Below are 17,753 nucleotides of genomic sequence, written 5' to 3'. Positions count from 1 at the left end.
GTTGGAGCGAGGCTTGCCCGCGAACCAGATGACGCAGCCTTCCAGACCTGCCGCGTCGCCTGGCTCGCGGGCAAGCCTCGCTCCAACAGTAAATGCGACCTCATGCATGGAGCATTACTTGCCTGCTCATCCCCCTTCAATCCAACACAATCACCGCACCACGTTGATGGCTGCGCCACACACTGGGCGTTACCCCCACCAGGCGGGTAAATACGCGGGTCAGGTGCGGCTGGTCCGAGAAGCCACACGCCTGAGCAATGTTGACCAGTGACAGCACAGGATTCGCCATCAGCAACTCTTTGGCCTTCTCCACACGCATCTGCAACAACCAGGTGTGCGGTGCCACGCCTGTGGCCTGTTTGAAGGCTCGGGAAAAGTGGCTGCGACTCAGCGAGCACTCCTGGGCAATTCGCTCGACAGACAGATCGCTCCCCAGGTTGCTGGCAATCATTTCTTTGGCCAGGCGTTCCTGAAGCGGCGTCAGCGTGGTAGTGAACTTGCCGGCAGTCGAGGCAATACGTCCATATCGAGTGATGGAATGCGCGCACATTGCCAACAGTATGTGATCGATAAACAACTGGTTGGCAGCGGCAGGATCGCGCAGCGCCGGCAACATCGCCTGAGCCAGGTGGTACAGCACCGGGTCCTGACCACCTTGTTCATAGCGAAACCCGCTGATTAACCGGCCACCATTTTCCCGCTGATAATCATCAAAGGTCTGCCGCGCAATATTGAAGCGCAGATTGTCATAAGACGCCCGGTGCTGGCAGCGCAGTTCATCCCCCATGAACGGCAAGGAAACGCTGCCCTGGCTGTACCCTCCGGCATAACTCAGACGCCGGCCTCGCCATAGCCGATGCTCGGCAAAATCCTCAAGCTGGACAATGATTGAAAAGGCATCAAGGCAGGGAATGTCGATGATCTTCTCAGGATCCGGGCGCGCGTCCACCACCCGCGTGGCGGAGAACTTTTCGCTATGCAAATGGGCAATCGCAGGGGCGCTCAAAATGACTCCTTCGGCTCATGGCGGATGGACTCGGTCACCCTACCCTATTGGCAAAGCAAAAAAAATCCGGAACCGACTCGAGGCTTGAACAGCTCGGTCAGATTCCGGACGCAGCAGGTAACGCGGGATGTTTATTTCAGCAACGGCACCTTGGCAGCGCGTTGATAAGGCCCGTATTCCACCGGTACCCATTCGAAATGTTTGTCCACTGCATTGATGTGACCGATACCCGGGAACGGCAGGTGTGCAGCCGCGGCCCAGATTTTCTGCTTGGCCACCATGCTGAACACCTGATCGCGACTGGCAATCGCCTCCTTGGCATTCACATCAAAGCTGATCGAAACTTCCGGGTGATCAAACTGCACGGCGAGGTCATGGACAAGGTCGCCCATGAACACGATGCTTTGGCCTTGCGAGCTAAACAGGTACGTCGTACTGCCCGGTGTGTGACCTGCTTCCAGCGCGGTTTTAACTTCAGGCACTGGCGAGTCACCCGGTGTGAAGGTCTTGAAACGACCCGACACGAGGTATGGCGCGATCGATTCCTGAGCAATTCTGAAAAACTCCCGCGCCTTCTCGGGTGCCCGGCTGATCGCCGTCGGGTCCAGCCAGTAATCAGCTTCAGGCTTGGCGGCGTACACCGTGGCATTGGCGAAGATCGGCTTCTTCTGAGCGTCCACCAGCCCGCAGACATGATCAAGGTGCAGGTGCGTCAGCAGGATGGTGTCCACATCGGCCGGGTTATAGCCGGATGCCTTGATATTTGCCGAAAGAAAACCGGCAGTCTCACCGATACAGGCACCCGCGCCAGTGTCGACGAGGATCAGGTGTTTGCCAGTATTGATCAGGAAAGCATTGAATGCAGTCTGCACACCCGGCGTCTCGATCGCCCGGCGCGCCAGCAACGCGCGGATCTGACCGGGACTCAGGCCCTTGAGCAAATCAGGGGACAAATCGTTGTAACCATCAAACAACGCGGTGACTTCGTAATCGCCGACCGCCAGACGCTGATAACCCGGTACCTGGGTTTTCTGCTGAGCCGGAACCTCAGCGCTGGCAATACCGGAAAACAGCATCAGACCCAGACTCAGGCCGCGCAACATCGGTGAAATGGACAGGGGCATGGGCGTTCCTCAAGACGAATATCCTTGTGTAGAAGCTGCGGTAAATGCGAGAAAGCACTCTCGGCTAAAGCCGGTCCTACGGCAGCCCCTACCTGTAGCCCGGATCATGGCGGGCTTGATGTGTCTTGAATTGCACCGTTGTGCTTGTTCAGTCAGGCGACACAAGCGATGGACACTGGGCCAGCGTTTCCTTGAGGAATTCAATCAGCGCCTGCACCGGCCGCGCGGCCTGGCGATGCTGCGGATACACCGCAGACAAGGCCAGAGGCGGTGTGCGGAACTCATTGAGCACGCGAACCAGATGCCCGGACTTCAACGCCGAACCGACAATGAACAGCGGCAGATAAGTGATACCCAGCCCGCCAATGGCAGCATCGCGCAGCAGTTCGCCGTTATTGGCCCGCATACGCCCGCAGAGGCTGACAATCAGCGGTTTACCGTTACGTTCGAAGCGCCACTGCACCTGGCGGCTGTGGCCATAAGGCAGGCAATCGTGGTCTTTGAGTTCTTCGGGTTCGGCAGGCGCACCGCGTCGTTCCAGGTAGTCAGGGCTGCAACAGAACACCCTTTCGATCGTGGCAATGTGGCGGGCAATCAGCGTTGAGTCCTCCAGTACCCCGATGCGCAGCGCCAGATCGTAGCCTTCCCCGAGCAAGTCCACGGAGCGATCACTCAGGTCAACTTCCACCGACACCTCAGGATAGCGCTGCAGGAATACCGGCAGTAATGGGCCCAGATGCTCAATGGCAAACGACAGCGGCGCAGTCAGGCGAATGGTGCCTCGCGGCTGAGTGTTCTGTCCGGCTATGCTCTGCTCCGCCTGCTCAAGATCAGCGACCAGACGCAACGCCGATTCGTAATACGCCTGCCCCAGCGGCGTGACGTCCAGCCGACGCGTCGAACGGTTGAGCAAGCGCACGCCAAGCCGCTCTTCGAGCTGCATCAGGCGGCGACTGATGAATTGTTTGGACAGCCCCAGTTGGTCCGCAGCCGCCGTAAAACTGCCGGACTCCATCACCTGGGTGAAAATGCGCATATCTTCGAACGGGTTCATTGTCGCTCACCGGTTGACAGTCAGACGCTTTCTACCAGCTTTATCAGCTCGATGCACCCGCTTAATCTGCGCTCACTGCATTTACCTCGCCGTCCTTTCTTTCCACAGGATCAGACCATGCCCGCATTTATTCAAAGCTACCCGTTGATCTGCAGCATGCTGCTGGTCCTGCTTGATCTGGCCAGCTGGAATCTGGTGCCCTATCAATACCGCCTGCAGCGGGTTGCAGTGCGGCTTGCGTTGTTTCTGGTGTACAGCGTGGTGATTATCAGCGCGGGGCTGAGCCCACTGGACAGTGCTCCGTGGGAGGACGACAGCGCTCGCCATCTGGCCGCCACCGCACTGGAAATCGTCTGGTGGATTCTGGCGGCGCGGACGCTGACCGAAATCATCGGCGTTCTGCTGATGCGCCGTATCGGTCATAGCGGCCGCTTGCTGCAGGAAGTGATTGGCGCGGTGATCTTCCTGATCGCCATTGTTGCTGCGGCAGGTTACGTGATGCAGTTGCCCGTCAAAGGTCTGCTGGCAACATCCGGGGCGATGGCAATCGTGGTCGGTCTGGCGCTGCAAAGCACCCTCAGCGACGTCTTCTCCGGGATCATCCTCAACACCACCAAGCCCTATCAGGTCGATGATTCGATCAGCATCGACGGGGTTGAAGGCAAGGTCGTTGATATCGACTGGCGTGCCACTCACCTGCTGACCGGCACAGGCAGCACGGCAGTGATCCCCAACTCGGTCGCCGCCAAAGCCAAAATCGTCAATCTCAGCCGCCCCAAAGATATGTTCGGGGTGTCGATCAACATCATGGTCTCGCCACACATTCGCCCTCGTCGCGTGCTGGATGCGCTGGACCGTGCGCTGCAAGGCAGTAGCGCGCTGCTGCCCTTCCCCAAGGCCCGCGCCGTGGTCAAGGAAGCCAGCCCGACGACCATCGAATACACCGTCACCGGGTTCATCAAGGACCTGGACAAGAAAAGCGAAGTGCGCAATCTGCTGTTCGACCTTGCCTATCGTCACCTCGAAGCGGCTGGCATTGCCTGGCAATCGGATGTGCTCGCCGAACCGGTCTCCCGCGCTCGCACGTTGCTGGACGAAGTGAAAGTGTTCCGCGCCCTGAACACTGAAGAGAAAAACCATCTGGCACAAAGCATGGTTGCCAGGGAATACGCTGCGGGTCAGGTGATCATTGAGGCAGACGAAGTGACAGACAGCCTGCTGGTGATTGCCACAGGCGTGGTCTCTGCCGAGGTGTCCGACGGTAATAATTTCATCGAAGCCGGACGCATGGGCCCGAGTGAAGTGATGGGTGAGCAAAGCATTCTGAATGACACCCCGTCCGAAGCCCGCTTTACCGCCCTGACCTCGTGCGTGGTGTACCGCATTGACAAGACCACAGCCCGGGAAACCATGGAACTGGAAGGCCAGATCAAAAACGCCCTGAAAAAACTCCAGGCCGTGCGCCAGCACAGCAGCCAGTCACTGCTGACCGAGAAACCGGCGGCCATCAAGAAAGGCAGTTTTCTGGGGTGGCTGCAGAAGCGGTAAGGTGTCCATTGCCCTGCGCACTCTGTAGGAGCTGCCGAAGGCTGCGAAGCAATTTCCCTGACACACCGCTTCGCAGCCTCCGGCAGCTCCTACAGAAACCGTATCAACCTGATCCTCAGGCCTTGCGCACAGCATCCTTCCAGACCTGCGGCCCGTCAAAAAACGCATGGGCGTTGCTGACCAGCGTCTCCAGGTGGTAACCGCCTTCCTGCACGATCACGCATGGCAGGCCCAGGCTGCGAATCCGCTCACCCAGTTTCGCGAAACCTTCACGCGTCACGGCCACCTGGCTTTGCGGGTCCAGCTCGTAGATATCGAACCCCAAAGACAGCACCAGCACCTGCGCATCAAAGGATTTGACGGCGGCCAGTGACTGTTCGAGTTTGTCCATGAACACCGATTCGGGTGAGCCATGAGGCATGGGGAAGTTCACGTTGTAACCGACTCCAGCGCCCGCGCCCTGCTCGTCTTCGAAACCGGCCACGCCCGGATAGAAGTTCTCTGGATCACCATGAATGGACACATACAGCACATCGTCGCGCTCGTAGAAAATCTCTTGAATGCCCTGACCGTGGTGCATGTCGGTGTCCAGCACCGCAACCCGCTCAAATCCGTCGCGCAGGACCTGCGCCGCAACCGCCGCACTGTTGACGTAGCAAAAACCACCCGCGGCTTCGGCCCGGGCGTGATGCCCTGGTGGGCGGCAAAGCGCATAGGCTGCCGGCTCGCCGTCAAGCACTGCCTTGGCAGCAGCGACAGCGCTCTGGGCTGACCAATACGCCGAACGCCAGGTACTTTCCCCCACCGGGCAACTGCCGTCCGCCAGATAACGTGCGGCCTTGGCGAGTATGCCGCGCAACGCATTAGGCTCACGGACGAAAATGTTCGACATCACCTCGTCGCCCCAATCTTCGGGCATCTGCTTCCAGTCTGCGTGAGCGTCTTTGAGGAAGGTCAGGTAAGCGGCACTGTGCACCGCCAGTAACGGATCGAGACCGAAATCATCAGGTTGCCGAATATCAAACGCCAGCCCTTCGACGGCCTGCAAAAGATTCTGAGCCCGCTGCGGGACCTCCTGAGGCGTACGCATTTGCCCGCGGGAGTAATAGCTTTTCGGGAAGTGCAGCAATTGTTCCGGATGAAAGAAGCTGAGCATGGGATGGTCCTCATTCAATAGGTCGAGCCGGTCAGGCTTCGCGCGCTGTTTCCAGTGTGAATGCCGTAGCGTGTCGCTTGGCCAGCGCCAACACACAGATCAGTGAAGTGCCCGCGATCAAGCTGTAGAACACCGCCATCGGCCACCATTGACCAGGATAGGAATGGGCCAGCCATGTGCCGATCAGCGGCGTCAAACCACCGGCCAATGCACCGCACACCTGATAGGCCAGAGAAATCGCGGTGTAGCGAACGCGGGTTTCGAACATGCCGCTGACGTACCCGGCGATCACCGCGTAGAACGACGCCATGCACACCACCGCCAGGGCAATGCCGAGAATGATCAACGGCGCCTGCCCACTGCTGACCAGGATGAACATGGGATACGGCGAGGCCATTGCCAAAATCGTCACGCCACACAGAAAACGCGTCGCACCGATTTTTTCCGCAACCCATGCCGCCACCGGCTGAATGCAGAACTGGATGATAGCGACAACGAACAGACACTCCAGAATCAGTGAACGCGGCAAGCCCAACTGCTGGGTGCTGTAAGCAATCATGAAGGTATTGGTGAAATAGACGCCGGCAATGCCCAGCGTGTTGGCGCCAATGCACAACAGCAAAGGACGCCATGAAGTTTTCAGCACCTCAAACACCGGTGCCTGTGCTTTGCGTCCAGACTTGGCGACCTCCAGCCGTGCCTGTTCTTTATCGTTGAGGAATTCAGGCGATTCATTAACGCCCAGACGAATTGCCAGACCAACAATCAGCAAGGCTGCGCTGGCCAGAAATGGCAGACGCCAGCCCCAGCTCATCAAGTCTTCTTCGGGCAAGCGAGTCACGGCGCTAAACGCCAGCAGCGAAAGAATCAGGCCTGCCGGGCTGCCCAGTTGTGCAAACGACGCGAAGAAGTTACGACGGCCTTTGGGCGCATGTTCGCCCGCCATCAATACCGCGCCACCCCACTCCCCGCCAACGGCAATGCCTTGCACCACGCGCAGCAGGATCAGCAACACCGGAGCCGCAGCACCGATTTGCGCATACGTTGGCAGCAAACCGATACAGACCGTCACGACGCCCATCATCACCAGCGTGATGACCAGCGACTTCTTGCGACCGATACGATCGCCAATGTGCCCAAAGACAATGCCGCCCAACGGTCGGGCGAAGAAGCCCACGGCGAATGTCCCGAAGGCCGCCATGGTGCTGAAGAGTTTGTCTTCGGACGGGAAAAAGAGCTGACCGAATACCAGAGCGGCAGCGGTGGCATAGATATAAAAGTCGTACCACTCGATCATCGTACCGATGAATGCGGCGGCGGCAGCCCGGCGTGGCTGCGCAGAAGCGGGAGGCTTCATGAATCAACTCCATTGGTTAGTATTTTTGGCAGGAGAAAGGGGTATTTCAGAGGCGCTCTGTCGGCGACTATGGACGGATTTTTTGCTCGGGAGGCATAATCAGTCAAATTTCTATTTGTTATTCGAACTATAAGCCGAAGTTATTATTGAGGCCGCTCGTGACAGACTCCTCCCGCGATATCCCTTCATTGCTCAACGACCGGCTTGACTGGAACCTGCTGCGTACCTTTCGGGTTATTGGCCAGGAACTGAGCATCAGCCGCGCCGCGGCCAGAATGCACCTGACCCAACCGGCGGTGAGCCAGGCCCTCAAGCGGCTGGAAGAACAACTCGGCTGCCAGCTCATTGCGCGCCGGGGCCCGCGTTTCGATCTGACCGAAGCCGGGGTGAAGATCTTCGCCCTGGCGGGTGAGATCTACGGCCAGGTTTCTCAGGTGAGCAATACCTTGCAAATGCCCGGTGATGAAGTAATCGGTAAGGTCCGTCTACTGATGATCAGCCGCATCGTTTCAAGCAACTTCGACAACTTCCTGACCGAGTTCCACCGAGAACATCCCCGCGTAGACCTCGAAGTTGACGTGATGCGCAGCTCTGACATTGTCAGTGCTTTGCTGGAGAGAACCGCGACAGTAGGCTTGAGCCTCAATCGACGCCCACAACCGCGGCTTGAGCAACGCCTGTTTCAGCGCCAACGCTATGTGTTTTTCTGCGGGCGAAATCATCCTCTGTATGGTCGCACCGACCTGAGCCAGAGCGATTTGCAGTCAGAAAACTTCGTCAGTTTCACCAGCGATCAAATCGGCGGAATGCTGTCGCCCCTGACCATTTTTCGCGATCAACAGGGGTTCAGCGGCAGAATTGTGGCGTCCTCTTCCAGCCTCGAAGAAATTCGCCGGTTGGTCATCGCGGGGATTGGCCTGGGATGCCTGCCCGAGCATGTCGTGGCAGATGATGTGGAGCAGGGATTACTGTGGCGAGTACCGCCACTGGAAGGTGTTGCGGATGTCGACATTCACCTGCTGTGGAACCGTGAACAGCGCATGAGTCGGGCTGAAACGGTGTTTATCGAAGGGTTGGCAGCGCGGCTGGGGAACACGTGAAGAAGGTTTATCTTCCTGCTGAGCAACGCCGCGCTTTTCTTCGAATGTGGTGCAAGCCCCCGCAATCAATTTTTATTTCTGCACTCATTCAATGCCTGGTACTTGACCGTGTTCAACTTCCCGCTGGAGTCCTTGTAAGTCATCAGTTGCGGGTTGACGCCGCACGTTTTGCCAGCTGAAGACGTGCGAATAACTTTTTCGACGTCCAGCTTCATACCGTATTGATAATGAACGACACTCGGTGCTGTTTGATTGTTCTGGGCCGCATAATTCGTGACGAACGCCTGGTGTTCCTTGATCACTTTGTTAGTTGCCGGATCATGTTCGGTAGCGGCATAAGAAGTCACGGGCATAAGCACTGCGAGGGCAAGCATCAACGTTTTAGTCATTCGCATTTTCTGTGTCTCCGTTTAGTAGGTGACTAAAAACTAACAGCCCGCCACTAACAAGGACGTTGCGCAAAAATGACGATTTGGAAATATTGAAGAAGCGCTGAAATCAGGCGAACGACTTTAATGACAGAATTGTCATTATTCACTCACCGCCCTGTTAATTTCGATAATTATACTGAGCGCTAACACTGAGGAGCGTGATGCAAACGGCGTCAAGACTTCACAGTGACTGCCCTCAAACAGCACGGTATTCACAATGAACATCATCAGATCAATCGCCCTCACACTAGTCGCCTTATCCTCTACCGCAGCACTGGCCCACGATGGAAGTGAACGTGCCAGCTCAGCCGCTGAAAAAATCAAGATTGCCCAGGCATTGCAATTTAACGATCAAATCAACAGCGAGTCGTCGCGACTTGTAAATGCCGAGAAACAGACCCCGGTTAATGAACCTGAAAAAGGTTAAACATCAACTTCGGCTCCACTCCATTCACCTTTAGCAGCTGACAAGCTCCTTTGGTCAAGGTGAATCTTTAGCGCCCTTCGGGGCGCTTTTTTTGCCAATTAATCCAGACAACTAAAAACCTTTAAAAACTCACTTGCATCGCAAGATCGTTTCCTCCTGTCAAACAACACAACCCTGCAAATTAAAATGCATTTTCTGTAGGAGCTGCCGAAGGCTGCGAAGCCTTCATTCTGATAGACCGCAATCACAGCCTTCGGCAGCTCCTAAAAGGTCCAATGGTTTCCGCTAGATAGCCAGTCGCTATAAAAAAGCCCGCAACAGTCACCTGTCGCGGGCTATTCATTTACAACACTGACGCTACGTCTGCTCTTCCTCTCGACGGTGCGCCCACTGGTACAGCGCCGGCAACACCAGCAAGGTCAGCGCGGTCGACGAGAGTATTCCGCCGATCACAACCGTTGCCAGCGGACGCTGCACTTCAGCCCCCGTGCCAGTCGCCAGCGCCATCGGAATGAAACCCAGAGACGCCACCAATGCGGTCATCAGCACCGGTCGCAAGCGTGTCAAAGCACCTTCGTTAATCGCATCCCCCAGTGACCGCCCCTCCTCGCGCAGATTGCGGATGAACGAGATCATCACCAGACCGTTCAGCACTGCTACACCCGACAACGCGATAAAGCCAACCCCCGCCGAGATGGACAACGGAATGTCCCTCAGCCAGAGCGCCATGACGCCGCCGGTCAAGGCGAAAGGAATACCAGTGAACACCAGCAAGCCGTCCTTCAGGTTGTTGAACATCATGAACAACAATGCCAGCACCATCAGCAACGCTACCGGCACGACGATCTGCAGGCGCTTGGCGGCGGATTGCAGTTGTTCGAACTGGCCGCCCCAATTGGTCCAGTAGCCTGCCGGGATCTGCACATTACGCTCGATGGTCTCGCCCGCCTCTTGCACAAACGAACCGAGGTCGCGGCCGCGGACGTTGGCACTGACGATGACCAGACGCTTACCGTTTTCCCGGCTGATCTGGTTCGGACCCAACACCAGGTCCAGGCTCGCTACCTGAGACAGCGAAATGAAACTGATCTGCTGATTCACGCTGCTTGCCGTCGCGGGCACCGGGATGAGCAAGCTGGACAACCCGGCCACGTCCGTTCGCAACGTTTCCGACAGCCGCACGACCATGTCAAAGCGACGATCACCCTCATAAAGAGTGCCCGCCTGCCGCCCGCCTACCGCGATGGCAATGGCATCCTGAACATCGCCCACATTGAGGCCATAACGTGCGGCCTTGTCACGATCAATATTGATCGTCAGTACGGGTAAACCAGTGGTTTGTTCGACTTTGACCTCGGACGAACCCGGCACTTTCTGCAAGGTCGCGGCTATTTTCGCAGCAGTCTGGTTCAGCACCGCCATGTCATCGCCAAACACCTTGACCGCGACGTCACTGCGCACACCCGAAACCAGTTCGTTGAAGCGCAACTGAATCGGCTGTGACAGCTCATAGTTACTGCCCGGCACTGTCGCAGCAGCCTGTTGCAACTCGGCAATCAACGCCTCACGAGACTTGCCCGGATCTGGCCACTCGCTTTGCGGCTTGAGCATGACGTAACTGTCGGAGATGTTTGGCGGCATCGGGTCGGCAGCGATCTCTGCCGTACCTGTTCGGGCAAACACACGCTCGACTTCCGGCATTTTCTCGACGATGGCTTTTTCAAGACGCTGTTGCATGTCCACCGATTGAGTCAGGCTGGTGCCAGGCACCCGAAGCGCCTGCAACGCAAAGTCGCCCTCACTCAAGCTCGGGATAAACTCGCTGCCCATGCGGCTCGCGGTAAAACCGGACAGGACAATCAACACAACAGCGAAGGAGAACGCTATCGAGCGGTGACTCAGTACCCACTTCAACACCGGGGCGTAACGCAGACGCGCGGTGCGCATTACCACGCCCTCTTCTTCCTTGACCTTGCCCGTAACGAACATGGCAATAGCCGCCGGTACAAAAGTCACCGACAGGATCATCGCGCCCAACAACGCAATCACTACCGTAAAGGCCATCGGGTGGAACATTTTGCCCTCGACACCGGTCAAGGCGAAGATCGGCAAATACACAACCATGATGATCAACTGGCCAAAAATCAGCGGTCGACGCGCTTCTTTGGCCGCTGCAAACACCTCATGAAAACGCTCTGAACGGGTCAACATCCGTCCGTATTTCTGCTGTGCGTGAGCGAGCCTGCGGATGGCGTTTTCTACGATAACGACCGCACCGTCGACAATGATGCCAAAGTCCAGCGCACCGAGACTCATCAGGTTGGCGCTGACTTTGTTGGTAAACATACCCGTAAACGTGAACAGCATGGCCAGCGGAATAACCATCGCGGTGATCAGCGCGGCACGGATATTACCGAGAAACAAAAACAGAATCACGATGACCAGAATGGCCCCTTCGATGAGGTTCTTCTTCACCGTGGCAATGGCTTTTTCAACCAGGTTGGTGCGGTCGTACACCGTGATTGCTTCAACGCCTTCAGGCAACGAACGGTTGATATCAGCCAGCTTGGCGGCCACCGCCTGCGAGACCGTGCGGCTGTTTTCGCCGATCAGCATGAACACGGTACCGAGTACCACTTCACGGCCATTTTCGGTCGCGGCGCCGGAGCGTAGTTCCTGACCGATACCTACATCGGCCACGCTGCTGACCCGGATCGGCGTGCCCTGAACGTTGGCGATGACGATGTTGGCGATGTCCTGCACCGTGCCCAACTGGCCCGGCGCGCGAATCAATAACTGCTCGCCGCCGCGTTCAATGTAACCTGCGCCGATATTGGCGTTGTTGCGCTCCAGCGCCGCAACCAGATCGTTCAGCGTGAGTTTGTAGGCGGCCAGCTTTTTCGGATCTGGCGCGATCTGATACTGCTTGGCAAAGCCGCCAATGGTGTTGATCTCCGCGACGCCTGGCACGTTGCGCAGCTGCGGCTTGATGATCCAGTCCTGAATCACCCGCAGATCCGTCGGCGTGTAAGGCGTGCCGTCTTCCTTCAGAGCGCCCTCTTTAGCCTCCACCGTCCACAGGAAAATCTCACCGAGCCCGGTGGAGATCGGCCCCATCACCGCATCAACACCCTCGGGCAACTGATCCTTGGCGATTTGCAGACGCTCGCCGACCAACTGACGGGCGAAGAACAGATCAGTGCCGTCTTCAAAAATCACCGTGACCTGAGACAGTCCGGAGCGCGACAGAGAGCGGGTCTGCTGCAGACCCGGCAGGCCTGCCATGCTCGTCTCGATCGAGAAGGTCACCCGTTGCTCTGTCTCCAGCGGCGAAAAACCGGGCGCCGAGGTATTGATCTGTACCTGTACGTTGGTGATGTCAGGCACAGCATCGATGGGCAGTTTCTGATAGCTGGCAATGCCGAGCCCTGCCATGAGCAACACGGCAAGCATCACCACGATGCGCTGCTCGATTGCGAATTGGATCAACCGTTCAAACATGACGTTGTACTCGTGCGAGGCCTATCAATGGGAGTGCTCAGCGGAGCCTTTACCCAGCTCGGACTTGAGAATGAAGCTGCCAGCCGCCGCGACCTGTGTGCCCGTCGTCAGGCCTTGAGTAATTTCCACGTACCCGCCGTCGCGCCTGCCGACTTTCACCGGGCGCAGTTCAAAGCCTTCAGCGTTGCGCACAAACACCGAGGTCTGGTCTTCAACGGACTGGATGGCTGATTCAGGCAGGCTCACGGCCGCGTTGGCTTTCTCGGCGGTCACATCAATCGAGACAAACAGGCCTGGACGCCAGGCACCTTCAGGGTTGGCTAAAACCACGCGCACCGCAGCCGCCCGGGTCTGTTCGCCCAGCAGGTTTCCCACATAACTGATGCGGCCTTCGACCTGAGCATCGAGGTCTGGCGCGCTGACCGTGACCGCTCGGCCCACCACGACTTTGTTCAGGTCTTTGGGCGCGACGCCAAACGTCGCCCAGACCCGCGATAAGTCGGAGAGCGTGAAAGCTGAAGTGGTGTCGTTAACCACCTCGCCTATCGCCAGATGCTTCTCGACGACCACCGAGTCAAACGGGGCAATCAGCTCGTATCGATTACCTGCGGACGACTTCAGACTGGCGCCAATTGCACTCAGCTTCTGCCGTCCGTTGGCGTAACTGATGTCTGCTTCCTGATACGCCTGGCGCGCCAACAGGTAATCCTGCTCGGCAGAAATCTTGTCTTCCCAGAGTTTTTTCTCTCTTTGCATGGTCAAGCGGGCAAGCTCTAGACGGCGCTGGGCTGCGCTCAACTCGCTGCGCTGATCAGAGATTTGCTGGCTGGCAATTACGGCCAGCACCTGGCCTTTTTTCACCGACTGACCGAGGTCAACCTTGACCTCTTCAACGACACCGCCCACCCGGGGGACAACATGGGTAGTGCGGTCTTCGTCAAAGCGAATTTCACCCGGAAAAGTGACAGAGGTACTCATTGACCGCGGTCCAGCAACAGCCAGTTCTATGCCCGCTGACTTGATCTGTTCAGCGCTGAGTTCAAGCTTGCCTTCCTCTTCATGAGAGTCGCCCGCTTCAGCACCGTGACCTTTTTCACCATGCTCTTCATCGCCATGGCTTTCATCACCATGCTCTTCGTCAGCATGGCCTTTCTCATCAGTCTTGCCGTCGCTGTGGCTGTCGTTCTCGGCGTGCCCCTTCTCGTCCGCATGCCCTTGTTCTTCCGAGTGTTCGTGCTTTGCGTCCTTGGCCGCTTCCGCAGCAACGGGAAGCCCCTGATTACCCAACGTCAGACTGCCAAGACCGATGATTGCGACCACCGCCAGGGCAATGTTCATACTTCGTTTGTTATCCATGGATGCTCCCGGCGATCACGTACGGATGTACACAGCGATGCCCGATAAATGCGAAAAGTGAGGGTTAAGGAGTGGCAGTGAACGCAGAGAGGTCGCCGTAGATGCGCTCGACCGTCACTCTCGCGTCCGTGGCAATGGCCAGCGATTCGAGGTATTGGCTGCGGGCAGCGATCAACGTGCGCTGCGCATCGAGGACTTCAAGAAAGCCGAACTTGCCCATCTCGAAACCACGGGTAGCCGCATCCACCGCGCTTTTCGCCGAGGGCAGAATCACCTGATTGAAGGACTCGACTTCTCTGCTCGCCGTCGACCATTGATCGAGTGCCGCCTGGGTCTGTGTCCGCAATCTGAGCTCTACCGCGTTGCGTAAATCACGGGCCTGATCTGCCCGACGCGAGGCGGCCAGAACATTGCCCTGATTACGGTTGAACAGCGGAAGCGGTGCCGATAAACCAACGACGTTGACCCGTTCACGGTCTTCGCGGCTGTACTGGCTGCCGATACTGACGGTGAGATCCGGTACACGCTGGGCTCGCTCCGAACCCAGCGCCGCATCACGCTGCTCGATCTGGGCATGGGCCAGACGCAGCTCGGCAGATTGATTGATCGCCGTGAGCATCCTGGCCGCTGACGGGGATTTGCCCGGTGACAGGTCGGCGTAATCCAGTCGATCAAACGACGAAACAGGCGAGCCGGTGGTGCGCGCCAGATCACGATAGCTATTGGTTTTCAGGGTTTCGGCGCGACGCACCAACAGGTCCGTTTCGGCCAGTTGTACCTGCGCACGCGTCACCTCGACGGGCGAAGATTTGCCCGCACGCACACGCCCGTCGGCCACTTCCAGACCACGCTGAGCAAGTGCCTGGGATTGTCGTGCCAGTTCCAGACCTGTTTGCGCGCGCACTGCAGTAAAGAACGCCTGAACGACTTCGGCACGCAACTCGTTGCCACGCCGTTCCAGTTCGATCTGCGCAGCATCCTGCGAGCGGCTGGCGGCTTCTACGCGAGCGCCGCGCTTGCCGCCCAGCTCCAGTGCCTGACTGAGCATGACCGTGGTGGTGCTGGTGTTGCGACGAGTGTCTTCTACTTCCCAGGACAACTCCGGGTTGGGCATCAGACCAGCCTGCTGCTTATCGCCCTCAGCTATGCCGATTTCCCATCGCGCGGCGGCAAGCTCAGGGTTTTCCGCGAAGGCGGCCTCAATGGCCTGAGACAGACTCAGGCTTTGCGCAAGCGCAACACCCGGCGCAACGAACGACAACAGGGCGAAGAGTCCCCCGACTGCCACTGCATGCGCCATGGAAAAAGGTCTATAACCGTGCGCCCCACGGGTTTTCCAGCTGCTCCTGTGCATTGTCCGAACCACCATCAAGTTAGATGCGGGGACTTTATGCAAAGGGAGTTAGCAACAGGATTGCTGAAAAATGACAATCCTGACATTTAACAAAAATGGCCGTGCATCTTGATTACACTGCGCTACGGCATGCTTGACCCTGAAGCTGCTACAGACTCCAGAATCCGCCGCATCCGGAATATTCCGACAAGGTTGCACTCAAGCATGCACCTGGGAACCCGGATATAGCCCACCCCATAAACACAGGAAAACCCTATGCGAATCCTTGTCGTAGAGGACGAGCCGAAAACTGCCGAATACATGCATCAGGGCCTGACCGAGAGTGGCTATGTCGTTGACCTGGCCGTCACGGGGCTTGACGGGCTTTATCTTGCCCAGCATCAAACCTACGACCTGATTATTCTGGATGTGAACCTGCCTGAAATGGACGGCTGGGAGGTGTTGACCCGGCTGCGCAGAAACAGCAATGCGCGGGTCATGATGGTCACCGCCCGAGGTCGTCTTGAAGAAAAGGTGCGAGGCCTGGAGATGGGCGCTGATGACTATCTGGTAAAGCCGTTCGAGTTTCCCGAGCTGCTGGCCAGAGTTCGCACCCTGATGCGCCGCAGCGAGCAACCTGGCTTGCCCGAAGTGCTGCGCGTCGGCGACCTTGAGCTGGACCAGGGACGACACCGTGCTTTCCGGGGCACGCAGCGTATCGACCTGACCACCAAGGAATTCGCCCTGCTCCACCTGCTGATGCGGCACAGCGGCGAAGTCATGTCTCGCACCCAGATCATCTCGCTGGTATGGGACATGAATTTCGACTGCGACACCAACGTCGTCGAAGTCTCGATACGTCGTCTGCGGGCAAAAATCGACGAGCCCTTTGAACAGAAACTGATCCATACCCTGCGCGGTGTGGGCTATGTCCTGGAAGTACGTGAATGAAACCCACGCGTCTTTCCACTCGGCTGGGCCTTGCCGTCACCGCAATGAGTGCTGTGCTGGTATTGGTCATGGCAGCGTTTGCCTACGCCTCCATTTCCCACCAGCTGGATTTGCGTGCGAGAAACGGCCTGAAGGAAAAACTGGAGCAGATCGAGCACAGCCTCTCCGAAGGCTTCAACGCCCCGGCGGACGTCGTGTTGGCCCCGCACCACCTGCGTGACCAGATAGTCGGTCATGACGACCTCACCCTGGCGATCTTCGACACGAGCGCTTCTGGAAAACGACTGCTTAGCCTGGGTGAGGACGAGCAAATGGTTCTCCCCCTCCCCGTCGCCGGGGAAAGTCAGGGCCAGTTCCAGCGAGTGGAATCGGCAGCAGGACACGAAATACTGATTGCCGACAAACATGTACGTCTGAAAGGCGGCCAGACGGTCCTGGTACTGCTCGCCCTCGACAGAGAAAGCGATGCGCTGCTGCTCGGCGCCTATGTGAAATCCACGCTCATTGCCTTGCCGCTTATCCTGCTGCTGGTGGGCGGTTGCGCGTGGTGGATCGTACATCGCGGGTTGAGACCGCTACGCGCCTTTCGCAAGGTTGCGCACAAGGTATCAGCCCGGGATTTATCACACCGCATGAAAGCCGCCGGGCTGCCTGACGAACTCCGCGACCTGGCCCACGCCGTCAATATCATGCTCAACCGGCTGGCTGAGGACATTCAGCAACTGGCGCAGTTTTCCGATGATCTGGCCCATGAACTGCGCTCGCCGATGAACAACCTGATGGGCAAGGCGCAAGTGACGTTGTCCAGAGAACGGCCACCCGAGGAATACAAACAAGCGCTGGAGTCGTGCACTGAAGAGCTTGAGCGTTTATCGCGGATGGTCTCGCAGATGCTGTTTCTGGCCAGCGTGAGCCAACCCTCAACGCTATTGGCCTTCACCACAGTCGATCTGGAGGAGGAAGCCAGCAAGGTCGCCGAGCTGTTTGCCCTGTCGGCAGAAGAAAAAGAGATGTCGCTGGTGGTTCAAGGCAGCGCCACAACGCTGGGAGAACGACTGATGATCCAGCGGGCGATCTCTAATCTAATCTCCAACGCCATCCGCCACGGCACACCCGGCAGCACAGTAAAGGTCATCCTCGACAGCCACGCCGACGAGGTAACCGTTGCTGTGAGCAACGCGGGCGAAGGCATCGAAGCCGAGCACTTGCCGCGCCTGTTTGACCGTTTCTACCGGGTACACGCCAGCCGTTCGCGGCAACAGGGCGGCACCGGTCTGGGGTTGGCGATTGTTCGCTCGATCATGAGCGTCCATCAGGGTCGGGTAACGGTAGAAAGCGAGCTGGAACGGACCACGACGTTCAGGCTGGTTTTTCCGCGAGCGAAGTAAGTCATCAGCAAGCCGTGCCTG

At 57.7% G+C, this 17,753-nt stretch carries 14 protein-coding genes; 5 read left to right on the top strand and 9 right to left on the bottom strand.

All coding sequences use genetic code 11. The features are described 5' to 3' along the window. Window positions 1–136: 136 nt before the first annotated feature. The 3 genes from EE949_RS29725 to EE949_RS00475 all read right to left on the bottom strand — a co-directional run bounded on the left by EE949_RS29725 (window position 137) and on the right by EE949_RS00475 (window position 3,184). Window positions 137–1,006: an AraC family transcriptional regulator gene (locus EE949_RS29725; protein WP_122661971.1), complete on the bottom strand. Its 870-nt coding sequence runs from the start codon at window positions 1,004–1,006 to the stop codon at window positions 137–139. Window positions 1,007–1,137: 131 nt separating this feature from the next. Next, complete coding sequence (locus EE949_RS00480) at window positions 1,138–2,130, bottom strand: MBL fold metallo-hydrolase (protein WP_122661969.1); 993 nt, start codon at window positions 2,128–2,130, stop codon at window positions 1,138–1,140. A 148-nt stretch (window positions 2,131–2,278) separates the two neighbouring features. Then, complete coding sequence (locus EE949_RS00475; protein ID WP_122661967.1) at window positions 2,279–3,184, bottom strand: LysR family transcriptional regulator; 906 nt, start codon at window positions 3,182–3,184, stop codon at window positions 2,279–2,281. 117 nt (window positions 3,185–3,301) lie between these two features. Here EE949_RS00475 and EE949_RS00470 point away from each other — a divergent pair, with 117 nt between their 5' ends. Further along, a complete protein-coding gene (locus EE949_RS00470; RefSeq protein ID WP_122661965.1) occupies window positions 3,302–4,732 on the top strand; it encodes a mechanosensitive ion channel family protein in 1,431 nt (476 codons plus the stop codon). A gap of 115 nt (window positions 4,733–4,847) precedes the next feature. Here EE949_RS00470 and EE949_RS00465 read toward each other — a convergent pair whose 3' ends face one another. Both EE949_RS00465 and EE949_RS00460 read right to left on the bottom strand, forming a co-directional pair. Further along, window positions 4,848–5,888, bottom strand: coding sequence for a histone deacetylase family protein (locus EE949_RS00465; protein WP_122661963.1), 1,041 nt, complete (start codon window positions 5,886–5,888; stop codon window positions 4,848–4,850). Between the two features lie 31 nt (window positions 5,889–5,919). After that, entirely contained in the window at window positions 5,920–7,245 is a 1,326-nt protein-coding gene (locus EE949_RS00460; protein WP_122661961.1) for an MFS transporter, read from the bottom strand. 158 nt (window positions 7,246–7,403) lie between these two features. Here EE949_RS00460 and EE949_RS00455 point away from each other — a divergent pair, with 158 nt between their 5' ends. Then, window positions 7,404–8,345 carry a LysR family transcriptional regulator gene (locus EE949_RS00455; protein ID WP_122661959.1) on the top strand — a complete coding sequence of 314 codons (942 nt, stop codon included), beginning with the start codon at window positions 7,404–7,406 and terminating at the stop codon, window positions 8,343–8,345. A 65-nt stretch (window positions 8,346–8,410) separates the two neighbouring features. Here EE949_RS00455 and EE949_RS00450 read toward each other — a convergent pair whose 3' ends face one another. Further along, window positions 8,411–8,734 (bottom strand): DUF2790 domain-containing protein, encoded by a 324-nt coding sequence (locus EE949_RS00450; protein ID WP_240350649.1) that lies wholly within the window; start codon window positions 8,732–8,734, stop codon window positions 8,411–8,413. Between the two features lie 259 nt (window positions 8,735–8,993). On the opposite strand from EE949_RS00450, the gene EE949_RS00445 reads away from it, so the two are divergent. After that, window positions 8,994–9,203, top strand: coding sequence for a hypothetical protein (locus tag EE949_RS00445; protein WP_122661955.1), 210 nt, complete (start codon window positions 8,994–8,996; stop codon window positions 9,201–9,203). Window positions 9,204–9,560: 357 nt separating this feature from the next. On the opposite strand, the gene EE949_RS00440 is transcribed toward EE949_RS00445, so the two are convergent. The 3 genes from EE949_RS00440 to EE949_RS00430 all read right to left on the bottom strand — a co-directional run bounded on the left by EE949_RS00440 (window position 9,561) and on the right by EE949_RS00430 (window position 15,348). Continuing rightward, window positions 9,561–12,704 carry a CusA/CzcA family heavy metal efflux RND transporter gene (locus EE949_RS00440; RefSeq protein WP_122661953.1) on the bottom strand — a complete coding sequence of 1,048 codons (3,144 nt, stop codon included), beginning with the start codon at window positions 12,702–12,704 and terminating at the stop codon, window positions 9,561–9,563. 24 nt (window positions 12,705–12,728) lie between these two features. Next, window positions 12,729–14,060 carry an efflux RND transporter periplasmic adaptor subunit gene (locus EE949_RS00435; protein WP_122661951.1) on the bottom strand — a complete coding sequence of 444 codons (1,332 nt, stop codon included), beginning with the start codon at window positions 14,058–14,060 and terminating at the stop codon, window positions 12,729–12,731. 64 nt (window positions 14,061–14,124) lie between these two features. Beyond that, complete coding sequence (locus EE949_RS00430; protein ID WP_430735969.1) at window positions 14,125–15,348, bottom strand: TolC family protein; 1,224 nt, start codon at window positions 15,346–15,348, stop codon at window positions 14,125–14,127. Window positions 15,349–15,669: 321 nt separating this feature from the next. On the opposite strand from EE949_RS00430, the gene EE949_RS00425 reads away from it, so the two are divergent. Next, window positions 15,670–16,344, top strand: a complete 675-nt coding sequence (locus EE949_RS00425; RefSeq protein WP_122661947.1) for a heavy metal response regulator transcription factor — start codon at window positions 15,670–15,672, stop codon at window positions 16,342–16,344. Then, complete coding sequence (locus EE949_RS00420) at window positions 16,341–17,732, top strand: heavy metal sensor histidine kinase (RefSeq protein WP_122661945.1); 1,392 nt, start codon at window positions 16,341–16,343, stop codon at window positions 17,730–17,732. Before EE949_RS00425 ends, EE949_RS00420 begins: the two co-directional genes overlap by 4 nt. The last annotated feature ends 21 nt before the right edge of the window (window positions 17,733–17,753 follow it).

Origin of the sequence: Pseudomonas viridiflava, assembly GCF_900602065.1 — a bacterium.
Lineage (GTDB): Bacteria > Pseudomonadota > Gammaproteobacteria > Pseudomonadales > Pseudomonadaceae > Aquipseudomonas.
This window is presented reverse-complemented; position numbering and strand designations above follow the sequence as displayed.

Bases quoted from the DNA above. Each gene is read 5' to 3' on its own strand.
- EE949_RS00420 (WP_122661945.1), top strand. From the start codon at position 16,341: ATGAAACCCACGCGTCTTTCCACTCGGCTGGGCCTTGCCGTCACCGCA.
- EE949_RS00460 (WP_122661961.1), bottom strand. From the start codon at position 7,245: ATGAAGCCTCCCGCTTCTGCGCAGCCACGCCGGGCTGCCGCCGCCGCA.
- EE949_RS00475 (WP_122661967.1), bottom strand. From the start codon at position 3,184: ATGAACCCGTTCGAAGATATGCGCATTTTCACCCAGGTGATGGAGTCC.
- EE949_RS00440 (WP_122661953.1), bottom strand. From the start codon at position 12,704: ATGTTTGAACGGTTGATCCAATTCGCAATCGAGCAGCGCATCGTGGTG.
- EE949_RS00480 (WP_122661969.1), bottom strand. From the start codon at position 2,130: ATGCCCCTGTCCATTTCACCGATGTTGCGCGGCCTGAGTCTGGGTCTG.
- EE949_RS00425 (WP_122661947.1), top strand. From the start codon at position 15,670: ATGCGAATCCTTGTCGTAGAGGACGAGCCGAAAACTGCCGAATACATG.
- EE949_RS00465 (WP_122661963.1), bottom strand. From the start codon at position 5,888: ATGCTCAGCTTCTTTCATCCGGAACAATTGCTGCACTTCCCGAAAAGC.
- EE949_RS00445 (WP_122661955.1), top strand. From the start codon at position 8,994: ATGAACATCATCAGATCAATCGCCCTCACACTAGTCGCCTTATCCTCT.
- EE949_RS00450 (WP_240350649.1), bottom strand. From the start codon at position 8,734: ATGACTAAAACGTTGATGCTTGCCCTCGCAGTGCTTATGCCCGTGACT.
- EE949_RS00435 (WP_122661951.1), bottom strand. From the start codon at position 14,060: ATGGATAACAAACGAAGTATGAACATTGCCCTGGCGGTGGTCGCAATC.
- EE949_RS00470 (WP_122661965.1), top strand. From the start codon at position 3,302: ATGCCCGCATTTATTCAAAGCTACCCGTTGATCTGCAGCATGCTGCTG.